Raw genomic sequence first — 22,791 nt, 5'->3', positions numbered from 1 at the left:
TTTCATTATTTAAAAATCAACTTTTGCACCCAATGTCACACTGCGGGGTTGTGGCAGCACTTGAGCATCCCCATTGGGAATGGCATCAGGATCGATGCCGTATTTATTAGCCCGCCACAGAATGCCGATATTATTGATATTGCAATAAACATGAACGTTCTGACACCGCAGCCTTCCCCATTTCGCTTTATCAAAGTCATAGCCTATTACAATATCCTGCAAACGGATATGATCAGCTTTTTCAACCAGTATTGATGAATATTGATAAAACAGGTCCCTCGAATTCAGATTAGTGGGAAGTTGACCGGGGATGGCCGGCACATTGGTATTGGCTTCATCGCCTGGCTTTTGCCACCGGTTCACGAAATCCTTGTTGCCGGCCCAAAAGTTAACCAACTGGCCATAATTGATGGAAGGTCTTCTAAAGTAATGTCCGGCCTTATACGTAATATTCACTGATACAGAGAAATCATTCCAGTAAAAATCATTCCTGAATGCTCCGATTACCGGCGGGTTAGCCGGACCGTTATAGATCAACTCATCTCGTGTGGTCTTACTGAAGATATCACTGTATACATTTGTGGTTGTACCATTCAGGATCCCCAACGGGTCGCCGGTGGTGGGATCGAGCCCTCCCCAGGCCAAACTGTAAATGCTTAAAACTGGATAACCGTTAACGGGCGTCATTAAACCCGATACATCACCACTTCCCTGCTGAACTAAAGCCGACGCACTGAACGCCTTGGTGTAATTGGTTACCTTATCCGTTGCGCGGCTGAATAAAACAGTTGCATTCCAGCTGAAGGTATTACTTACTATCTTTCCGGTTAATTGCACATCAATCCCCTGTCCTTTAATATTCGCCATATTGCCCCTGAAACTGGTGAGCCCAGTGGTGGGATCCATGACGGCATCGCCAATAATATCCTTTCCTTTTTTTGAAAAGTATTCAATAGTCCCTGATAGAACATTCTTCTTTAAAGCAAACACAACCCCGGCATTGAACATATTCAACCTTTCCCATCGTAGTTCGGGATTAGGCGGACTAACAACCGTTGCACCGAGAGCTCCTGTGTATGCTACAGTCGCATACCTTACCGTTGTATAGGCTGTTTGACCTTTATTTATATTTCCATTATAGCCATAGGTTGCCCGCAAGGCTAACTGATCGAACAGATCGGTTTTGAAAAATTCTTCCCGCGAAACATTCCATTTAACACCCATTGACCATAAGGGCACGATCCGTTGATTACTTTTTACACCAAAATAATTCGTATTATCAAACCGCCCGCTGGCTGAAAAAACATAACGGTCATTATAGGTATAGGAGGCATTGGCATAATAAGACAGGTATCTATCCAGCGTACTGGTTGCAGTGCGTGGGTACGGAACTGCAGTAAGCGTTGATGCCGGATTGGTTGGGAACTTGGTCACATAATCCATCACCTGGCTGGTTACAATATCGTCATTGTATCCATATAACCGGCTTAGATTGCTGCGTTGTTGCAACTGCTTCACTTCAAACCCGCCGATCACATTTACCCGGTGTTGTTGCCATTTGTGGTTAAAATTGAGCTGGGCCCGGCCTGTATGGCCCTCCAGTTCAGCTACCGTTTGATCAAGGATCCCGCCTAAAGGAACGGGGTATTTGATTGTACCGGTTGGATTATAATACCTGTTTATAAGGTCCCGCGTAAAATACGTTTCCTGGCTTCTTAAATTATTATCCTTCCGCAATTGCTTTTCATACTGGTATTTCAATTCTATATTAAAGCTGCTGCTAAAGGTCTTGCGTACTTCAATGTTTACTTTATTATAATTTTGCTGCGTGGTGTTATCGGCGAAATTGAGCTCATCGACCGGCCGGTACTGCCAATCGAGAAATCCCTGACTTTCCTTTAATGATTTGTAAGTAGCCCGGTATCCATAGTTTACCGGAACCGCCCATCCGTTCTCATCCATTAATTGGGCATAAGGATAATATTTTCTTCCGGTTAATGAAACCAGGTCGTTTATGCCAGGATTGTTATTGGCTACCTTCATGTTAGTATAGAGCAGCGCCGTATTAATATCAACATTCTTAAATGGCGTAAAACTGTATGAAGTATTAATTGAATACCGATCGAACCCGTTCCTGACAAAACTGTTTTTATCCTTATCATAACTTAATGACATAAAGTACCTGGAGTTATTTCCGCCACCCGAGATAGACAAAGAATTCTGCAGCAAAACCCTGTCCCTTAAAAAGTACTTATCAAACTCATCATATAAATTATGTTGCTTAAGGTTTTCAATTTGCTGATCTGCCTCGGCGGCGGGCATCAAGCCATCCCTTTTTTTAATTAACAATTCTACTACGGGGGTTAAAGGGAATTTGTTCGCACTATTTTCGGCAGTAGTATACCAGCCCTTTGAAAAAAATATTTTCTCGGCTTCAATAAAATCTGTTGACGACATTAATGGAAAATAATTCAGGTTGGGCCTGGCCCCCACCATAACATTTGTATTAAAATGCACCTGCGGCGGCGTATTGGTATTCCCTTTTTTTGTGGTGATCACAATAACGCCATTGGCCGACCTTACCCCATAAATAGAAGCAGCCGCTGCATCGCGCAAAATGGTGATCGATTCTATGGTGTTTGGGTTAATGTTGTTGATATCACCGTCGAAAGGAAAATTGTCCAATACGATCAGGGGTTGCACTTCAGCAAAGATGGTACTGCGGCCACGAATATTCAATGTAGCCTGTTCGGTTTTGCTGCTCCGGTAAAAAGCCAGGCCACTGGTTACGCCTTCTAACCGCCCTAGAACATCCGAAGAAGCGCTTCTGTTTAATAACTTATTATCGATCGTAACAAAAGAACCGGTTGCCCTTTCTTTCGGTATTTGCTGATAACCGGTATATACCGATACAGAAACGGATGCCAGTTCGCTTTCTACTAATTTCAGCTGCACAGAGATGGTGGTGCGGCCTTCCAGATTTATTGTCTGGCTTTCGAACCCCAAATAGGAAATTTCCAGGATGGCGTTCTCCCCCACTCCTCTTAATTCAAATTCGCCATTGGCATTGGTAATGCCGCCAATAGTAGTGCCTTTTACTTTTATATTGGCGCCGCCCAGGGGTTCGCCTTTATGGTTTAATACTTTCCCTTTTATTTCTCCGGGCGGTGTAGCTATACCGGCAGGTTTACTTTCTTCCGCCTCCTTATTTCTGGAGATGATAATTGTTTTATTCGCTATATGATAACCAAGCTGCTGATCTTTCAGGGCAAGGTTCAACACTTCATCCAGGGTGGCGTCTTTTACATGTACACTTACTTTTTTTGTTCCTTTCAGTACATCTGCCGTATACAGGAACGTATAGCCGGTTTGATCGTTTATGACAGTAAACAGCTTTTCAAGCTGAATATTATTGCCAGAATAAGTAACGGTTTGGGAAAGCCCCGCCGCTTGTACCTGGAGTAAGGTTATGGTTAGTAATATTGCAGTTAGCTTCATAATTCGTAAGGCTCGTATACTTACGATGGATTTTAATGTGTTAATGGTTTTGCCGGCTGCATAGCAAATAACAGCCCGCAGGTAATTGCGAAAATGCATACCTTAGTGGTTGAAAGGTTGAGTAATAGGATTCCTAATCAGTTATTATTATCGGCCTTTTTTACAGCCGGAGTGTTTAGTGGACACGCCGGCTTTTTTATTGCCAGTTTAGTTTAGGGGTTCTGGCTTTAACTGATTGCTAAAAGAAGGTGTCGTTGTTGTAAAGGTGTTTAATTGGTTCATATGGTTTTACATTAAATGGCATTAACCAGGGCTATTGGAACCCTGCCGTTAAAGAATAAAGGATGAATGAAAATATATAAACAGTTTATTTTGGCTGTTTTGCATTGTTTTTCCGGGCCTCATATGTTTCGGGCGTCATTACAATCAATTTCGTTCCTTCAATTTTAAAATGTACGCCACCAGTTAACTCCAGTATTTTTACTGCATCGGACAACAACTGGTCACGCCCGGTTCCGCCCATAAATAATTTCGTTGGCTTTGGCCCTTCATATACCGCCTCTACATTATACCATTTTGTCAATTGATCCATTACAGCCGTGATATCGGCATTGTCAAAATTGAACAGGCCGTTTTTCCAGGCTACCGCAGCCTTCACATCCACCTCTTTCAATACTTTAGTTGTACCATTGCCTACCTGTGCCTGCTGGCGGGGTTTAAGCAGGGTTTCCATATTACCCTGTTTAATTTTTACCGAACCTTCCAGCAGCGTTGTTTTTATTACTGCCGCCTCATTGTATGCATTGATATTGAAATGCGTTCCCAAAACCTGCACATCCATACCATTCCCATTATTACCAGGTACATGCACAATGAATGGCCTGGTTTTATCGTGCGCCACTTCAAAATAAGCTTCACCGGTTATCTCCACTTTTCTTTCATTACCGGTAAATGCGACCGGATACCGGATCGATGCGCCTGTATTCAACCATACTTTACTGCCATCGGCCAACTCCATTGCATAAGTTTGTGCATTGGCGGTGCTTAAAGTGTTAAACAATTCGCCGTTTTGTGGCCCGTTCTGTCCCTGATATTTTAAAGTGCCATTTTCGTTCAGGAGAACCATGGCGCCCTGTTGCGCCAGTTTTCGGGAAGCCGAGCTACTTAATTTCAGCTTGTTGCCATCGGCCAGCGTTAACAGGGCCGCTGATTTGCCGGGTTGAATGTCTTTAACAGTGACAGTTTCTGTATTCTCCTTTACCGGTTTGTTGACCGGCTTGCGGTTGATGAACCATAAAATGGAAGCAGCAGCCAGTATTAAAACTGCTGCTGCCGGGGTTGCTACATACCTAAAATTCCATTGCCTTCTTATATGTATACGCTTTCCTATGCCCAGTTTTTGTTGCAGTAACACCTTATCCCCTTCCATATCAACATCATGTGCTTCTTTCAGTTTCTGCAGCAGGTAATCCTTATTTTTCAGGTTCTCGAACAGCTTGCTGTTCTCTGCATCTGCAAGCCATTGATCAAGGAGCGCACTTTCAGCGGAAGTAAGTGCAGAATCAGTGATCGTCTTGATTATTATTTCATTAATGGGGCTATTGTCAATCATTACACTTTCTTTGGCAGAGATGCTTGCGTATCTCCGGATAATAAATAGTTAACCATTACGGTTACCTGCTATATGATATACGTACGGGATAAAATTTTGTACCAGTGAGCGGGAAAAAATCTTCAAAAGGTGCGTATAAACAACACGCTTACACTAATATATTAAGTTCATTTAATCAATTTGCCAGCTGTAAAGTGCCTGCCAGGGAGATCAGGATAAGTAATTGTTCGGCTCCCAGCGTAAGCCTGAGCGCTTTCATGGCAGCGGCGTTGGTATTGCGCACTGTATTTTCAGACAGGTTCAGCATTTGTGCAATCTCTGACCTGGTATAACCATCTAAATAGGTGAGTTTGAAAACCTGTTGCATTCTTTCAGGTAACTGGTTAATGCGTTCGTACAGGAGTTGCACCAGTTCGGCTTCCTGAAATTTCAGCTCTATCACGTTCTCCTGCACATTACCGGCCTTAATGAGCTGATTTTCGATCTTCGTTCTTAATTTGTCTTTTCGTAAGTAGTCGATACAGGCATTTTTTATAACGGTATAGAAGTAAACCTGTAGATGAGCCATATTGGAGAACTGTTTCTGCTGTGTCCATAGTTTAAAAAAGGATTCAGCTACAATGTCCCGGGCTTCTTCTGTGTCATAGATCAAGCTTTTGGCAAATAAAAATAATTTTCGATAAAGCTTATCATACACCTCATTGAACGCCGCAGGATCTTTGTCTGTAATACTTTGCATTAATTGCTCATCTGTCATTACAAATCAGAAATAAGGTTAATAAGGTAATTGGCCCAAGTTATAAATAGCCCTTCTTAAAATCAAAAAAAAATGGCTGATTTTCCAATCCATTTTGGAAATCGGTTAAGGATTTCGTTATTGTTAGTATGTAAAAGACTGTGAAATAGCGGCATGGCGCGGGTTGACCGGAAATATGTCAAAATGTGCGCTCCCCGTTCAACGCCTAAATATTGACGAAAATCAATTTTAGCGAACGCGTAAACAATGTTAAACCATGTAATGTGGAAGCGACGGAAAGTAAAAAACTGTTTGTTCAGGTTACCGGAGCAACACGAAGTTCCCCCGTTTTGTAATTGTTCGGCCGGTGTAATCAACCGCCTGTACCATGTAAACAAAATTCTGGGTACTCTGTCTGGTTCCGCCAATCATGCCATCCCAGCCTTTGTTGACTTCGCTGGTGGCGAAAACCAATTGTCCCCAGCGATTGTATACCCTGAAGAATTCCAGCTTTTGAATGCCTACCAGCACTGGCCTTATAACATCGTTGCGGCCATCACTATTCGGCGTAAACGCAGAGGGCACAAAAATATCGGCTGGGGTTTTAAAGATCTTAACAGTTACGGTGTCGGAACCGCTGCAGCCGTCCTCGGTTTTGGCCGTTATAATATAAGTAACAGAAGCGGGGTCGTTCACATTGTAGGTAGCCACCGGGCCGGGGATAGTGGTAAAATCCAGGCCCGTGGCCGGCGTCCATGACCAAATGTCGGCATAGGGTTCACTTACCGTAGCATTGAATTGCAGTGGCTGATTGATCACCACTGAAGTATCATTTCCTGCATGTACAATAATAGGGTCGTTCACCTTTATAAGAAAGGTATCTTTTAACGCATTGGGGCAACCTGCGTTATTCACAGTCAATACAACACTCGAAGTTTTTGTTGGCGTGGCGGTTTCGGTCATAGCGTAGGGCACCGAGGTCACCGTTCCACTGCCTCCGGGGTTTAAAGGGTAACTGCTGCTCCAGGCATAACTGGTACCGGTTGTTATTGTTGCTTTCAGCACGGCAGATTTGCCATAGCAAATGGTTAAAGAATCGGGTGCAATGGCAGCGGCCGGCATGGGCGTATTATAAAATTGAAGTGTTGCTATGCCGCTGGTATCCGCCGGGCAAACGCCGTTCTTTACCAATGCGCGGTAATAGGTGGTTCTACTTATAGTACCTGCCTGGTACGTAGCATTGCTGTTAACCGGCGCCACATTGGCCCAGCTGTTCTTATCGTAAGAAGATTGCCAGTTCACTATCGCTCCTGTATAGTTGCTTACCGTAAGTTGGGGATCTATATTTTGTCCCAGGCAAATATTGGTATTATCAGGACTTACCTTGCCACCTACAGATGGGGGATCAACTGCTATGATTGCAGTCACGCTGGTATCAATTGTACAGGCTGTGCCGTTTTGCACCAGGGCGGCATACCGGGTTGAAGTGGTGAGGTTCTTTACCGTATAATTATCCGCAGCCACTGCAATTTCCTGCCACGTGACGCCATCGGTCGATGAAAGCCATTTTAATACATTCCCCGTTTTGCCCGAAACAGTTAGCGGACTATTGTTTATGCCCGAACAAACCGTTGTATCGCTCATCACCCTTCCTGCCACTGTGGGGGGCGTTGTGGTAACATCAATGGTATCGCGCAGATCGGCACAGCCGTTTATTTCCCGGTTTATGATCTTTCCGCCCGTGTTACCAATTGTTACCTGAATAATATTGGTGTTTTGTCCTGACACGATCGTCCAGCCGACAGGCACCGTCCAGGCATAGCTGGCCTCGGCCAGCGCCGGCACTGAATATTCAATCGTTGTATTGGAACAGGCAGTTTTTAAGCCGCTGATCTCGAGCCCGGCGCACACATTGCGTAAGGCTATATAAGCATAGGCAAAATGAGCGCCCGGCCGGCAATTATCCGATTCAAAAGTAAGGGTAACTGTTTGGCCGCGGTAAGGCGACAGATCAAAAGTAACTTCACGCCAGCCTTTTGTCCATACATCATATAGTTGTATCCCATTACTTCCCTGTCCAAAAGGAACGTTACTGTTGGTAAAGCCATTGGCCTTTGCTTTGGCGGTGTCAAGCGTAGCGCCGGTTCCGCCAATACCGCCATTCCCGCTGTTCGCTCTATCGTCGGTGGGTAAATAATACTGCGGCGAAGCACAGGTAATAACATTGCCACCCGCGGTGAGGGTTGCTTTAAACAGCGGCTGCTCATTTGAATTATGCGTTCCATTTTCCAGCACCATGGCATAAGCATAGGTCATGGTATAGGGCACTGTAGTAGAGCCCGGCGGCACATCGATTGAATAAGTGACAGCCCGGGTAAATCCGCCAACGGTTCGCCCCCCGGTATTCAGGTTACGGGATGTTGCCGTTGACCCCAACATGATGGAATAATTATAAGCATAGCCGTTAATAACAGGAATTGTGGGAAAATAGCCAAACGGATCGCTGAATGAAGTGGTGATCACCTGAATGCCGGTATTGCCAAGAGAATATTCGGGAATGGTAGTTACTCCGGTATTAGGGGCAGGATAACTTTGGGTGGAACCGCCCAACAGCCCCGTTGCCGCTGACCAGAACGACAGGTCACCCGACCCAAAATTTATATTTGATGGACAGGTTTGCAGTTGGGAAAAACCCGAAACTGCTGCCAGGAGCCCAATAATGCAGAGTAAATATTTCATCATAGGGGGCCACTAAAATTCTTGTAATCTAGTGTACGAAAACTATCCTGTACCGGTTGGTTTTCAAATAATAAATAAAGGATTGCAAAGGGGCAACCAACAGGCAGGAGTTACTATTGCCAAAGAGAACAGGTTGTCAGGGTTTTTAATGTAGTTAAATATACACTTAAAAAACTGGAAGAAAGAATAAACAACGGCCCGTTTTGGAAAGAAATGGTTAATGCCGGTGGGGAAAGTGCGCCAAAATGAGAATGCCCTGTAAAACAGGCCAATGGAAGGAAATGAGCACAAAAACAAACCGCACATTCGCTTCCGCCGGCTGGCGGGCAAATGCGCGGTTGGCATTGTATTTACCGGGTGCGCCCTGCGATCACCGCAATGCGCCATCCGGGTTATTGATACTGAATATAGATCGGTTTTGGCTTTTCGGCCAGCACTTCTTCCGGCGTTAACATATGGCTATTCTGTTTGCGGATATCGTTCTTATAGAACAATTTAAATCCGGAGAATTGCACGGGTTCCTTCCAAACATAGGCTTTGTAGCTGTCATGTTTAAGCGAAGGTTCGCCCCAGCCATCCATATCGATCACCACCTGTACTTCAGGATGCAGTTTGATATTCTTGTAGTTGGTCACCATGTTCTGCGTAAAGCGGTGTACCACCAGTATTTTAGGCGGAAGATTGTTGGCTTTTGCGAGGTTGGCCAGGTAATCAGAAACAAAGTTCACATCAGCAGCGTCCATAGTACCGATCACAGAACCGGGTCTTTTTCCTGTTTTCATGGAAAACTCAGGATCTATACCCAGGTGCACGTGCGGCATTTTAAGGTATTTTTCAAGCAGGGGAATTTCGGCCTGCACATTGCTGAAGCCTACCTGTACATCCAGGAAAACCAGGGCATTGATGCGGGCGGCTATGCCCAATATGGAATCGATTTGTTTGAATGGCATACGCAAACGGTATTTGCCATCTTTACCAGGAGCGCCCTGGGCCGTTACGGCAATATAATGCAGGGCGGGCTGTACGGGGGTAGAAGGATCGGCAGCTTCCCATTTTTTTATTTCCGCACCCAGTTTTTGCAGCATTTCATCGGGTGGAAATTCACCCAGTATACCCATATTCTTGGAATACAGGTTTCCATAATAAGCCACTATCCGTTTAAAGGGCAGAATGGCGCCGGCGTTGGGGTAACCGGTTTTTACCGGCCAGCGGCCTGTTGAGTCGCCATTGGCCAGCTCAGCCAGTTTACGATTATAAAGAGCGGTATCCAGCGTAGTGGGCGCTTTTGTTTCAACAGTTTCTTTTGCTTCCTTTGTTTCCTTTGTAGCTGTTGAATCAGTTACTTTGGAGGTGGAGGAATTAGCCTCTCCATTGGAACAGGCATTCAGAACAAGAGCTGTGCAGGCAGCAGCTAACAGGTGAGCGGAGCGCATCATGCGGTTATTAGATTTTTGTTTTAGTGTTTTTCTTAATATTAAAAGGGAATTAGCGGGCGAAATTAAGTTAAAAGCCGGGATCAAACTAAAGCTGTTCATATTTTTAAGGAATCCTACAGCATTTCTTACCTAATAAACCTGTAGAACCTCTTATTTAGTATGTATGGCAAAAAATAAAGGGTTTTCAAATGCTGAAAACCCCTGATTATTACAATTCTTTAACCATTTCATGCCCCGCTGCCATCTTCCTGCAACTTTTGCTGAAGCACTTCCAGCTCCCGTCTTTTGTTCCTGTACAGCGTAAGCTCCCACCTGCAGGCAATAAAGACCAGTATGAAAAAGAAGGCCACGATCAATGATAGCCAAACAGACTTTCCGCTTTCCCACTTATACAGTTAGTACCGTTATAAAGCGTATTTATTACAGATAGGAGTAATAAAATACTGCCATTTCACTTTGTTCATGAATGTGAACTAAACATTATATATATCTTTTTTTGCCGCATGCTGGCACGTGTTGAACTATTTTTATATTTTCACGACCATCTTTTAATTCTTTAACCAAAGATTTTTATCATTCCTTAAATCAAATTGACATGAAAAAGTTGTTGCTAACCCTATTGATCCCCGCGCTGTTTTCGTTTAAGCCTGTACCGCTGGCCGAAGTCACCCCGCCGGCAAAAGGCAAGGCAGTTGTTTATTTTGCAAAAACTTCTGCCGGTTATTCTCTCACCAGCCTGGCGACTAATTTCAATTTTTTTGACAAAGAACATTTCATCGGAAAGTTCAGCGGCACTGGTTATATACGGTATGAATGCGAACCCGGCGAGCATGTGTTTTGGTGCCGGGCCGAAAACTCTGATTTTATGACCGCTGATCTGGAGGCTGACAAAATTTACTTCGTTTTGGCTGAAGTGCATTTAGCGATGGCAACAGCACGGGTAGAATTAAGACCCATTGATCCGCATAATAAGAAAGACGATAACCGGGTGAAAAGTATAGTAAAGCTGATCGAGAAAAAAGAACCAGATGTTACCAAACCCGAGGAAATTGCCCAGGAAGAAAAAAAGAAGGATGAACATGCCAGAGCGATCAAGAACTATGAAGATGGCAAGAAAGGGAAAATAGAGCACCTTACGAAGGAGATGTTTTACGAGAAGCAATAAGATATAGTAACTTGTTCAAATAACCAAACCATCCGTCAGTAAGCGGGTGGTTTTTTATTTAATTCTGAATTTTATATAATATATAGGAGCCCTTTAATCCACAAGTTATCCATATTTGTCATGTATTTTTACTATGGCTTTTTACGTGCTTAACATTTTAGCCTATCCGCAACCCCTTGACCCCCATCGCTATAGCCGAAAATTCACTCGCAGCATGGCCACCACGACGTAAAGCCTTTTTTCACACACCCTATTGCAAGTGTAAAAAACACTATGTATTTTTAATTAAAACCCGCTCGTTATGAAAACCCAATTGCTTACAATTTTGTTCGCTGGCTTAGCAATTCCTGCTTTGGCACAGCCAACAAACTCGACCGCAAAAAACGTTTCAAAAACTGTTACTGCGACGCCACCGCCGCCGCAGATCAATTTTGAAAACAAGAAGTTTCAGATCGACTCTTTAGTGCAGTCAGCTGATGGGAATAACTATCTGGATCATGCTTCGTTCAGAGGCAAAGCCCGCGAAGGCAAATACTGGGTAGAACTTTTCTATAGCAAAGGCACCAAAGAGATACTGAAAGCCAATTATCTGTTCACAACAGATTCATTGAACTTCAGCATCTGTTATTATTTCAAAAACAATAACGTGGTAAAGGTATTTGACAATAATACCACCAACTTTTACCAGGTTGGTAACGTTTTGTTGACTGAACAAGGCACCGTTGCCACATCCACATTATCGAAAAGGTTTAATGATCTGATTGTTGATACCTTTCAGGCATTATACGCCGGTTGTTTCCAATAATAATCGACTTTTCCTTGATAGCAGCTACGCTGCAGGATATTTCAGAGCGAGAAATTTTTTCAGACATGTACAGGCTACCTGTCTGTTTACGAAGCAAGTCCGCGAGTTCCTAAGCTAAATACAACACTTAGAATAATTGAAAAGGAGCCCGCTTACTTGCTTCGTCATTTTATTTCTTTTGTTATCACTTCACATTTATGTCAATGCTTGCAGGTGCAAGACCTGTTGATTGCGCCTGGAGCTTTATGGCACCCGGCTTTCCGTTCGACTGAATAACCGCCAAACACATTCCATTGAATGCTTTTCTTTCGCTGGCTTTGAATGATTCCATACTGGTTTCACAGCCATTATCTACTCCTGCTATAAAGCCGGCTCCTGATATTTTAAACTGAATATTATTGGCTGCATCGGGAACCAGGTTACCTGCAGCATCAACCACTTTCACTGTTACAAACGACAGGTCTTTTCCATTGCCCTGTATCAAATTCCGGTCGGCCTGTAAAACGATCTTCGCAGGTGCGCCGGCCGTGTTTATTACTTTAGTGGCTATTACCTTTCCGTTTTTCCGCGATACCGCTTCTACTTTGCCAGGCTCATATTGCACGCGCCACATTACATACAGATCATCCCCTTCCTTTCTTTTTACACCCTGCGATTTACCATTGATGAACAGCTCCACTTCATCGGCATTGTTATAATAAGCCCACATATCTATTGTTTGACCAGGCTTCCAGTTCCAGTGCGGAAACAGGTGCAACATATTTTGCGTGGTGAATAAACTTTGATACAGATAATAAACATCTTTCGGAAAGCCGGCCAGGTCAACAATCCCGAAATACGAACTGCGGGCCGGCCATTCGTACGGTGTTGGTTCACCAATATAATCAAAGCCCGTCCATACAAACATACCGCTGATGCTTTCATGTTTCAGGAACATCCGCAGCGAGGCCAGGTGTGAAGACCCCCAGGGCGTAAAGCAATTTTCATAGGCAGAACAGGTGAGGTCGGCATTGGCACCGGCTATGGGTAAGTCCCACCGTTTGGGCCATACACGCATACTGTCTGAAGGCATATCATAGTGCCCTCTTGTTTGTAATGCAGAAACCGATTCGGTTACAATAAAGGGTTTATTGCCCCATCTCTTTTGCACCGAATCAGGATGCCAGTCGGCATGATGATAATTATAACCGATCAAATCGGTGATGTCAGACTTAAGCAGTTGGTTCCCGCTCCCTACATGATTATTGGCAGTTACGGTGGGGCGGCTATCGAGGCTGCGAACGATCTGCTGCATTTCGCGTAAATACATAGTACCTGAAGTATCGCCTTGTTTGGCGCCCTGTTCCGGAATTTCATTGCCCAGGCTCCAGATAAATACCGATGGATGGTTGCGATCGCGCAGGATCTGATCTTTCAGGTCTTTTTTATACCATTCGTCCCAGTCATTGCTGTAATCATATTTTGTTTTGCTGCGCTTCCACATATCAAAGGCTTCATCCATTACAATAAAACCCATTTTATCGCACAGGTCGAGCAACTCCGGCGCCGGCGGGTTATGTGAGGTGCGAATACCGTTCACCCCCATTCCTTTCATGATCTGCAGCTGCCGTTCCAATGCACGCGTATTGATGGCCGTTCCCAAACAACCCAGGTCGTGGTGATTGCAAACGCCCACTATTTTTAAAGGCTTTCCATTCAGGAAAAAGCCTTTATTAACATCAAATTGAAAGCTTCTTATGCCGAACGGGGTCGTATACTCATCAATAACCTTTCCTGCTGTCATCACTTTAGTGACCGCTTTGTACAGATACGGGTTTTCGAGGCTCCATAATACCGGCGCCTGAATGGTAAATGCCTGCTGGCTGGTTTGCAATGCCCCAACATGTAAATTCTTTTGTGTTTGGGAGGCTACTGTTTTTCCCGCAGCATTCATGATGGTAGTGGTAACATCACAATACTCACCGGTGCCGCTCAGGGTTGTTGTAAGGTTCACCCGGGCTGAGGCTGCAGACACAGATGGTGTGGTGATATAAGTTCCCCAGTTGTCGACATACGTACTGTTTGTTTTAACCAGCCATACATTTCGATAAATACCGCTGCCACTATACCAGCGGCTGTTGGGCTGGCGGCTGTTGTCGACTTTTACGGCAATGATGTTTTTTTCGTTACCGAATTTCAGGTACGAGGTAAGGTCATAGCGAAAAGAAATATAGCCGTTTGGCCGTACACCCAGCGAATGCCCATTAATGAATACTTCACTATTGCAGTACACGCCATCAAAATCAATAAAAATGATCTTGCCTTTATCGGTCACAGGCAGGGTAAATGTTTTGCGATACCAGCCCAGGCCACCGCGTAAGGCGCCGCCACCCGTACCGGTTGGGCTGGTTGAATCAAACGGCAACTCGATGCTCCAGTCGTGCGGCAGGTTCAGCTTACGCCAGGAGGCATCATTAAAACCTGCGTCTTCGGCATGGGTGGCATTACCCAGGTAGAAGGTCCAGTTCTTATCAAAATCTTCCCGCACCCGGGCAGTTTGTGCCTGAAGGGAAGTATGTAAACAAATAAGCAAACAGGTAATGGAGAAGGAAAGTCTAAATATCTGCATAGCAATCTTTTTCGGGCGTGAAATTACGTATCCGCCCGTAAAAACCGGTATTCAAATGTTTACGGCAGGGGTATGAATTGTATATTTTATTTATTTATCCTTTACCGGGCACCGCCACCCTATTGGTTCAGGACCTGCAGGAAATTACAAAAACAAAACCCCGGGAATTTTGTTAGAAATCTGCAATTCCAAACCAGCCTGTATGTACCAGCTTATAAACAACATTAAACAATTTGCATACCTGTCGAAAGAGAGCCTGGACCTTGTAATTCCCCTTTTTTCAAAAATGGAATACCGGAAAGGGGATGAGTTCATTCGTTTTGGAAAACCCTGCCAGTCCCTGTTCCTGATAGAACGGGGCTATTGCCGGGCCTATAACATCCAGGATGGAGAGGAAGTAAACCTCGAATTCTTTTTTGAATTTGAGACCGTGACCAATAAAAACAGTTATCTGTTCAACAAGCCCGCCGATTTTTCAGTGGTCGCCTGCGAACCTATGATCGTTCACAAGGTCGATAAAAAAGACCTGGTGCCGCTGCTTTTGCAGCATCCCGAATTGGAGATTGCCGGTAAAAAGAACCTGGAGCTAATTGCTGCCAAACAGGAAAAACAATTACAGCTTTTCAGAATACTCACGGCCAAAGAACGCTATAGTTTTTTAGAAAAGAATTACCCCGAACTCGTTCAGCGGGTGTCCATCTCTCAACTGGCTTCTTACCTTGGTGTAAAAAGGGAGACCCTGAGCCGGATCAGGAACAAAAGAATGCGGCCGGTGATTTTGTGATCTTTATCACAGGTGCAGGCGAATTTTCATGGCTTTATTTGCACTTACAATAAGTGCATTATGATACCACATTCATTCTATCTGTTTTTCCTGATCATTCACCTTACTGCGTTTGCTTTATTTACCGGAACCTTTTTTGCCAGCATCATTACCGGTAATCAGTTGTGGCATTACAGTCAAAAAGATACTGCTATTATGAGAGCGATATTGATCACCTTCGATAAGTATGCAAGGGTCATGGGTATTTGCCTGGGATTGATCGTAACTATGGGCATATTAATGATGGTGAACATGCATAAAGTGTATGGCCCGCAATTATGGTTCCGGATAAAGATGGGCATGGTAATCGCTATCATTATATTCAGGATCCTCCATGCAAGAACCTTTAACCAATTCAAGCGCCGGTTAAACAATGAAGCAATGGCTTCTTTCGATGATATCAAAAAACGGCTTTCGCTTTTTCAGACGGTACAGCTTGTGCTGATCGGCGGTATTATTATTTTATCTGTTTGCAGGTTTAATTAAGTAAGCGCTGAAAAACCAAATGCCAGGCAATGAAGTCATCGCCTGGCATTTTGATATGTTATAGTTTACGCCACATGAAACCGGCAAAAAAAGTAGCTGCCCTTGCCGGGGGTCGACTCCACGCCTATTGTTCCATTCATGGCTTCTGCAAAATCCTTGCTGATGGCCAGGCCCAGACCGGTTCCCTTTTTTTCATGAACGCCCGGCACGCGGTAAAACCGGTCGAAGATCTTTTGCTGCAGGGAAACGTCGATACCCATGCCAAAATCCTGCACCCCTATTTCAATATGCTGGCCATCGGGTTGATGAGCTTTTATAACGATGTGATCGTTCTGAGCCGAATAGCGGATGGCATTGGTAAGAAAGTTATTGATGATCCAGCCGGCTTTTTCCGCATCACCGAGGATGGCCGGCAAATTTTCTGCAAGCTGTTGTTTTATCTGGATATTTTTTTCCTTCGCGGCATTCTGCACGGCAGCCAACGCTTTGTTGATCATTTCATTCACTGCTACCGGTTGCAAATTCAACTGGATCTTGCCGCTTTCTACCTGCGACAGATCGAGCAATTCGCTGAGGATGCGCAGTAACCGCTGGTTATCGTCTTTCAGGTGTTGCACCAGTTCTTTTTGTTCAATGGTCAGCTTGCCTATCCGTTCATCTTCCAGCAGGCGCAGACTGAAATCGGAAGAAGCCAATGGGGTTTTTAATTCATGTGAAATGGTAGCAATAAAATTGGTCTTGGCTACATCCAGTTCTTTATAGGGCGTAATGTTCTTCAGAATGATCACATGGCCTATTGTTTCCTGCTCCTGTTTGATATCTATCTGTTCTTTGGTAAAATAATTTTCCTTTTCGTTCACTACGATCTTGAAGGGCATACCATTCTCTTCATTGGTAAGGAACCGGAACAGATCGTTGCGCCGTTGCACATCTTCCTGCTTTTTTCCTACAATGTCTGCATCTTTCAAATTCAACAACTGCAGGGCCTGTTGATTGGCAAACAGTACAGTACCGTTTTTATCAATGCCGATACTGGCATCTTTCATAGAGTTGATAACGGTTTCGGCCCGCTGTTTTTCAAACATGATCTTTGCCAGGTTGCTGTGCTCGTATTCATTCAATTGTTCGGCCATATCGTTAAAAGCTTTAGCCAGGTCGCCAAATTCATCTTTGCGGTCGAGATGGATACGCTGGCTGTAATCCTTGTTGGCAATGGCCTGAATACCCTCGGTGAGCTTTGAAATGGGGTTGGCGATGAGGCCGGGAAAATTGACCATAAAGGTAAACCCGATCAGCAGGCACACCGTAATGATCACGGTGATGATCACTTTGGCATTTTCCACCGCCTGGTCACTCAGTGCATTTTTTTTGTTAATGGCATTGAGGTTGATCTGGATGATACGGCTGATATTCTTTTGCAGTGCCAGTTGCAGGGGCATGGAGTCATCGTGCCGCAGAAATTCCGCAAAATCACGACGCAGGTCATTGGTAACTTCCTGCTCTCCTTTTTCGGTGACATTGCTTTCCTGCGCAGCCAGGTTCTCTTCAAATATTTTATGGGCCGTATCGTGTTCCTTTTCCCAGGTATTCAGCGCATCGAGCATTTTGCGGCCATATTCAACACTCTTATTATTATCCTTCAGCACATCGCGCGAATCGGTACTGATCTTATTAAAATAATAAAACCCCACCCCGCCTACCAGCAGCAGGAGCACAAATAGAAAACCAACGCCGAGGGCTACTCTTGTTTTTAGCTTTATTGCCATTACGATAATATAATAATATCAATATCCTTTTCCGACAGGGTTTTTAACAGCTGGTTGAACAGGTTTGTCCGCAAAATTACCTGAAATAAATTCAAATGCGGTTTTCCTATGCAAATGGTGGTGATCTTCTTTTCTATGGCGGTTTGAATGATCTCGTTTGAAATGCTTTTGCTTTTTACCTGTATCACTTCGGCGCCCAGTTCAGTGGCCAGTTTCAGGTTATTGATCAAATGCCGTTGTGCCGCCAGGGGTATTTTATCGAGTTCTTCCTTAGGGGTTTGTACATATAATACATACCATTCTCCATTATAGTAGGAAGCGAGGCGGCCAGTTTTTCTTATAATTTTTTGCGCCGCTTCATGGGATGAAGAAATGCAGGCCAGGAACCGCTCGTGTTGCCATGCTTTGTTCTTAGTGACTGTGTAATCTACCTTTCGTTCCACCTGGCCTGCCACCTCTTTGAGGGCCAGCTCGCGCAGCTGGAGTATCTTCTCCGGTTGAAAAAAGTTCGTGAGCGCCTGCTGCACTTTATTGTGGTCGTAGATCTTTCCTTCCTGCAAACGGGTGATCAGCTCCTGCGCCGTAAGGTCGATGTTCACCACTTCATCGGCCATTTGCAACAGCTTGTCGGGCACCCGTTCCTTTACTTCTACCCCCGTTATTTGTTTTACATCTTCATTAATGCTTTCAATATGCTGAATATTAACGGCAGTGATCACATCAATACCTGCATCCAGAATGTCTACCACATCCTGCCAGCGTTTTTCATTTTTACTGCCGGGAATATTGCTATGCGCCAGTTCATCTACGATCACTACTTCGGGATGCAATAACAGAATGGCCTGTACATCCAGCTCATCAAGCTGTTTGCCTTTGTAGAAGGTTTGCCGCCGCGGTATCAGCGGCAGGCCTTCTATCAGGGCATGTGTTTCTTTTCGATTATGGGTTTCTATGTAACCGATCTTTAAATTCACACCTTTTCTCAACAGGTCATGCGCTTCCTGCAACATGCGATACGTCTTTCCCACACCGGCACTCATACCAATGTAGATCTTGAGTTTGCCCCGTACCGACTCATTGGCCATGTCGAGGAAACGCTGAACCTGTTCGTCTTTATCGTTGGGTATGCTCATAGTATTTTATAATACTGATAAGATGCATTATTGGTTAAACCGAATTTCCTGGTCGTTGGTTTGTGAAGTAGGAAGTAGGAAATAGGAAAATACAAAAAAATCATAAGTCCTGTCTTTCTTACTTCTTACCTCCTACCTCTTATTTCAAAAACTTACCGCTGCTGAAAAAGTAACCGCAGCATTGGTGCCGGTAAGGCTTTCATTAGTTTTCAGAAAAATATCGTCTTTGCTGTTCAACATTCTTCCTTCCAAACGCAGGGCTATGTTTTGTGCCGGCAAATAATCAACGTTGGCTGATAGCCCTGAGGTTTTAAATCCATTCGGTGTGCCGGTGCTGATGATGACGCCATGTTCATCATTATAATATTCACCGCGTAAAGCAATAGCCCATTTGTCGGCCGGGGTATACCGTACAATAGCGACGGGCGCGTACCAGGTATTCATTTTGCTTTCCCCCTTTTTTGCCTGTTCCTGGCCAACATCAAAGCCAAGCGTTAATCCGAGTTTATTAGTGAGTTGAAATATTCCATATAAGTTATGAAAATATCTCCAAAGCCTTGTACTGTCGGGCTTATCGGTCCCTACAAAGGTGCTGTAATTCAGGGATACGTTATCTGTTGGTTTAAACTGCACCTGCGTTCCCCAGCTCATCAATGAATTACCCGCCACCCGTTGAATGCGCTGCCAGCCGTTCAACGCCATGGCGCTGAATAGCCATTTATTATTATCCGTTGTGTACGTGAGTTTGGCGCCGCTTTCATAATAGGGCGAATTTTCGGCCAGCACGCTTCGGGTCACCGTCCAGCAATCTTTACTGATGGCGCTTTCAAAACCGATATGCGATGGCATGATGCCCATATCGAGCCAAAGATTTTTGGTACGGCTTAACTTATAGCCCACATTGGCCTCATAAATGTTCTTTAACACCCCCGGTTCGGCAGCATAATTTGCGTTCATGTATGTTCCTACACCTAATGCAATATTTGCCCTGATACGGCCGGCAGTATAGCTGCCCTTTACAAAAGCAAGATTCACGTTGAACTCATTGCTGCGGTTATGGCTGTAAATAAATCCTGGCCGGTTATTGTCTTTTGGTTTACCGAAATCGTAACTGTAATACGCTTCTGCATATCCGCTGAATGTAAACTGCCCTTTGTTTTCGCTTTTCGTAGTATCCTGCGCCATACCGGCAGCTGTCATTAATACAGCTACACCGGTTAAGATCTTTTTCATCCGTTGTTTTTTAGTTATTCTTATTGCTTTTAGCCGTACCAAAGTTTAAAAACGGTGGCAGGGCTTTAATGCTACTTCAATTCATCTAACGCTACATTCAATTTCAAAACATTCACCTTCGAAGGCCCGAACATGCCCAGCAATGGCTTTTCAATATGCGCGTCAACGAGCGATCTCAATCTTTCTTCAGACAACCGGCGAACAGTGGCAACCCGTTTTACCTGCACGTATGCCGATGCCGGTGAAATATCAGGATCGAGACCACTACCGGAAGCTGTTACCATCTCAGATGGGATATCTTCTTTCCTGGCGCCGGGATTGTGTACCAAAAACGTATCAATCCTGTCCTGTACGGTTTTCAAATAGTCGGGATTGGAAGGGCCTTTGTTGGAACCGGCAGAGCCGGCAGCATTATAATCCACTGCTGAAGGACGGCCCCAAAAGTATTTATCTTCAGTGAATTTTTGTCCAACATTTGCATAACCTACTACCCTTCCGTTTACAGTAACTGTTTCACCCTTACCACCACCCCGCGCCATTTTGCCAACCCCGGCAACCAGTAAGGGGTACAGGCCTGCGCAAATGACAATAAGGATAAGCGTGAGTTTTATTGAGATCAAAAAATTTTTCATTGTTTCAATTTTTAGTCATTACATAAATACCGCCAGCAACATATCGATCAGCTTTATGCCGATGAACGGAACGATAACACCGCCTACGCCATAGATCAACAGGTTACGCCGCAACAGCGCGCTGGCTCCTATGGGTTTATATTCCACACCTTTTAATGCCAGGGGAATCAGCATGGGAATAATGATGGCGTTGAAAATGATGGCCGACAAAATAGCCGACTCAGGGCTTTTCAAACCCATAATATTCAAATGCTGCAGGGCCGGAATAGAGGCAATAAACAGGGCCGGAACAATGGCGAAATATTTAGCCACGTCATTGGCAATGGAGAAGGTAGTTAAGGTGCCTCTTGTGATCAGCAGCTGTTTACCGATCTCTACCACTTCAATTAGTTTGGTGGGGTCATTGTCGAGGTCAACCATGTTGCCCGCTTCCTTGGCTGCCTGTGTACCGCTGTTCATGGCCACGCCCACATCGGCCTGCGCCAGTGCCGGGGCATCGTTGGTACCATCGCCCATCATGGCAACCAGCTTACCGGTAGCCTGCTCCTTGCGGATGTAGTTCATTTTATCTTCCGGTTTTGCTTCGGCAATAAAATCATCCACACCGGCTTTATTGGCAATGTATTTTGCCGTTAATGGGTTATCACCGGTAACCATAACCGTTTTCACGCCCATTTTACGTAATCGTTCAAACCGCTCCTGAATACCGGGTTTAATGATATCCTGCAATTCGATCACCCCTTTTATTTCATTGTTCACAGATACAACGAGTGGCGTACCGCCATCGCTGGATATTTTCTTTACCTGCTCCTCCACTTCTTTGGGTACGGTGTTTCCTGCTTTTGTAGCTATGTTGCGGATGGCGTCAAAAGCACCTTTCCGGATCCTGGTTCCATTAGGCAGGTCAACGCCACTGCTTCTGGTTTCGGCGGTAAACTTGATAAAACTCAGCGGCTCTTTATATACAGCCAGTTTCTGGTGCCTGAACTGATCAAGGCTCCCTGTGGGGTTTGCCTGTTTGGAAGCCAGCTCAATGATCGATTTTCCTTCGGGCGTATCATCGGCCAGTGAACCATACACTACCATATCAATAAATTCGTTTGCGCTCACTCCGTTAGCCGGATAAAAATTAGTGGCTTTCCGGTTCCCGATGGTAATGGTACCTGTTTTATCGAGCAACAGTACATCCACATCACCTGCTGTTTCAACAGCCTTTCCGCTTTTAGAGATCACATTTGCGCGCAGGGCCCTGTCCATCCCGGCAATACCAATGGCCGATAACAGACCGCCGATGGTAGTGGGGATCAAACATACGAACAGCGAAATAAAGGCTGCAATAGTGATGGGTGTATTCGCATAATCTGCAAATGGTTTAAGGGTCACGCACACGATTATGAAGATGAGCGTGAATGCGGCCAGCAAAATGGTCAATGCAATTTCATTAGGCGTTTTCTGCCGGCTGGCACCTTCAACCAGGGCGATCATTTTATCTAAAAAAGTTTCCCCGGGTTGCGTGGTCACCTGCACCACAATGCGATCGCTGAGCACTTTGGTACCACCGGTCACCGATGATTTATCGCCACCGGCTTCGCGGATCACTGGAGCCGACTCCCCGGTTATAGCCGATTCGTCGATCGTTGCAATACCTTCTATGATTTCTCCATCCATTGGTATCACATCGTTTGTTTCACAAACAAACCGGTCGCCTAACCGCAATTGGGAAGAAGGCACTACTTTTATTTCTTTTACAAAGATGTCGCCGGGTGATATTACTTTTTTAGCGGGTGTTTCTTCTCTTGTTTTACGTAAGCTTTCTGCCTGCGCCTTACCCCTCGCTTCGGCCAGTGCCTCGGCAAAATTGGCGAACAATACAGTAATGAGCAGAATAGCAAATACCACCGTATTATACCATACCGCGCCTTGCGTAGTATCGTGTGTTGTCATTTGCCAGATCACCACGGCCAGCATTACAAAAGTGCCGATCTCCACGGTGAACATCACCGGGTTCTTTATCATTAACCGGGGGCTCAGTTTTACAAAGGATTGTTTGATGGCGGTATTCACCAGCGCCGGTTCAAACAATTTTATTTCGCGTTTTCTTTTTGACATGATCAGTTCA

At 44.7% G+C, this 22,791-nt stretch carries 16 protein-coding genes; 4 read left to right on the top strand and 12 right to left on the bottom strand.

Annotated features, from left to right (window positions below):
• Window positions 1–9 precede the first annotated feature (9 nt).
• From A3860_RS13825 to A3860_RS42095, 6 genes are all read right to left on the bottom strand, one after another.
• Entirely contained in the window at window positions 10–3,597 is a 3,588-nt protein-coding gene (locus A3860_RS13825; protein ID WP_081147292.1) for a SusC/RagA family TonB-linked outer membrane protein, read from the bottom strand.
• A 268-nt stretch (window positions 3,598–3,865) separates the two neighbouring features.
• Window positions 3,866–5,110, bottom strand: coding sequence for a FecR family protein (locus tag A3860_RS13820; RefSeq protein ID WP_081147291.1), 1,245 nt, complete (start codon window positions 5,108–5,110; stop codon window positions 3,866–3,868).
• 175 nt (window positions 5,111–5,285) lie between these two features.
• Entirely contained in the window at window positions 5,286–5,849 is a 564-nt protein-coding gene (locus A3860_RS13815) for an RNA polymerase sigma factor (RefSeq protein ID WP_216823436.1), read from the bottom strand.
• A gap of 318 nt (window positions 5,850–6,167) precedes the next feature.
• Window positions 6,168–8,588, bottom strand: a complete 2,421-nt coding sequence (locus tag A3860_RS13810; protein WP_081147289.1) for a T9SS type B sorting domain-containing protein — start codon at window positions 8,586–8,588, stop codon at window positions 6,168–6,170.
• A 389-nt stretch (window positions 8,589–8,977) separates the two neighbouring features.
• Complete coding sequence (locus A3860_RS13800) at window positions 8,978–10,021, bottom strand: hypothetical protein (protein ID WP_143774088.1); 1,044 nt, start codon at window positions 10,019–10,021, stop codon at window positions 8,978–8,980.
• 227 nt (window positions 10,022–10,248) lie between these two features.
• Complete coding sequence (locus A3860_RS42095) at window positions 10,249–10,371, bottom strand: hypothetical protein (RefSeq protein WP_262497301.1); 123 nt, start codon at window positions 10,369–10,371, stop codon at window positions 10,249–10,251.
• A gap of 245 nt (window positions 10,372–10,616) precedes the next feature.
• On the opposite strand from A3860_RS42095, the gene A3860_RS13795 reads away from it, so the two are divergent.
• Both A3860_RS13795 and A3860_RS13790 read left to right on the top strand, forming a co-directional pair.
• On the top strand, window positions 10,617–11,186 hold the full coding sequence (locus tag A3860_RS13795) for a hypothetical protein (RefSeq protein ID WP_081147287.1): 570 nt from the start codon (window positions 10,617–10,619) through the stop codon (window positions 11,184–11,186).
• Window positions 11,187–11,487: 301 nt separating this feature from the next.
• A complete protein-coding gene (locus A3860_RS13790; RefSeq protein WP_081147286.1) occupies window positions 11,488–11,991 on the top strand; it encodes a hypothetical protein in 504 nt (167 codons plus the stop codon).
• A 184-nt stretch (window positions 11,992–12,175) separates the two neighbouring features.
• Here the strand turns inward: A3860_RS13790 and A3860_RS13785 are convergent, their stop codons facing one another.
• Complete coding sequence (locus A3860_RS13785; protein WP_081147285.1) at window positions 12,176–14,599, bottom strand: glycoside hydrolase family 2 TIM barrel-domain containing protein; 2,424 nt, start codon at window positions 14,597–14,599, stop codon at window positions 12,176–12,178.
• A gap of 202 nt (window positions 14,600–14,801) precedes the next feature.
• Here A3860_RS13785 and A3860_RS13780 point away from each other — a divergent pair, with 202 nt between their 5' ends.
• Both A3860_RS13780 and A3860_RS13775 read left to right on the top strand, forming a co-directional pair.
• A complete protein-coding gene (locus A3860_RS13780; RefSeq protein ID WP_081147284.1) occupies window positions 14,802–15,383 on the top strand; it encodes a Crp/Fnr family transcriptional regulator in 582 nt (193 codons plus the stop codon).
• Between the two features lie 60 nt (window positions 15,384–15,443).
• Window positions 15,444–15,908, top strand: a complete 465-nt coding sequence (locus A3860_RS13775; RefSeq protein WP_081147283.1) for a DUF2214 family protein — start codon at window positions 15,444–15,446, stop codon at window positions 15,906–15,908.
• 65 nt (window positions 15,909–15,973) lie between these two features.
• Here the strand turns inward: A3860_RS13775 and A3860_RS13770 are convergent, their stop codons facing one another.
• From A3860_RS13770 to kdpB, 5 genes are all read right to left on the bottom strand, one after another.
• A complete protein-coding gene (locus tag A3860_RS13770; protein WP_081147282.1) occupies window positions 15,974–17,674 on the bottom strand; it encodes a sensor histidine kinase in 1,701 nt (566 codons plus the stop codon).
• Window positions 17,674–18,807 (bottom strand): histidine kinase, encoded by a 1,134-nt coding sequence (locus A3860_RS13765; RefSeq protein WP_081147281.1) that lies wholly within the window; start codon window positions 18,805–18,807, stop codon window positions 17,674–17,676. The genes A3860_RS13770 and A3860_RS13765 overlap by 1 nt, the downstream gene beginning before the upstream one ends.
• A gap of 144 nt (window positions 18,808–18,951) precedes the next feature.
• The gene (locus A3860_RS13760) at window positions 18,952–20,040 is read right to left on the bottom strand and encodes a porin (RefSeq protein WP_081147280.1); all 1,089 of its coding nucleotides are present in this window, start codon (window positions 20,038–20,040) and stop codon (window positions 18,952–18,954) included.
• Between the two features lie 71 nt (window positions 20,041–20,111).
• Window positions 20,112–20,672, bottom strand: coding sequence for a K(+)-transporting ATPase subunit C (locus A3860_RS13755; protein ID WP_081147279.1), 561 nt, complete (start codon window positions 20,670–20,672; stop codon window positions 20,112–20,114).
• 18 nt (window positions 20,673–20,690) lie between these two features.
• Window positions 20,691–22,781 (bottom strand): potassium-transporting ATPase subunit KdpB, encoded by a 2,091-nt coding sequence (gene kdpB, locus A3860_RS13750; protein WP_081147278.1) that lies wholly within the window; start codon window positions 22,779–22,781, stop codon window positions 20,691–20,693.
• Between the last annotated feature and the right edge of the window lie 10 nt (window positions 22,782–22,791).

It is taken from the genome of Niastella vici, assembly GCF_002077945.1.
GTDB lineage: Bacteria > Bacteroidota > Bacteroidia > Chitinophagales > Chitinophagaceae > Niastella > Niastella vici.
This window is presented reverse-complemented; position numbering and strand designations above follow the sequence as displayed.